Origin of the sequence: Brevibacterium sp. SIMBA_078, assembly GCF_046534565.1 — a bacterium.
Lineage (GTDB): Bacteria > Actinomycetota > Actinomycetes > Actinomycetales > Brevibacteriaceae > Brevibacterium.
Map to the genome: position 1 here is coordinate 1 of NZ_JAWRYQ010000409.1, position 252 is coordinate 252.

The following is a 252-nucleotide window of genomic DNA, read 5'->3' on the forward strand; positions in this document are numbered from 1 at the left end:
GGTTTTTTTCATCAAGAAGACTTACCTATTCTACTTGCGAATAATTTTCAAACTATTATTCATGACGAAATACAGCTAAAAATGTTGGAAAGTGCGCAGCTAGATGCGCCCTTAAATTGCTGGTTAAAAATAAATACCGGCATGCATCGTTTAGGTATTGCGCCTGAGCAGTTTGATATGTTTTATCAGCGCCTACAAGCCAGCCCAAATGCACAAAACAAAATAAACTTAATGACCCATTTTGCGTGTGCC

Annotated in this window: 1 protein-coding gene; it reads left to right on the plus strand. The window is 38.1% G+C overall.

Translation table 11 applies throughout. The features are described 5' to 3' along the window. On the plus strand, nt 1-252 hold a 252-nt coding region (locus SB749_RS20215), incomplete at both ends, for an alanine racemase (protein ID WP_410711883.1).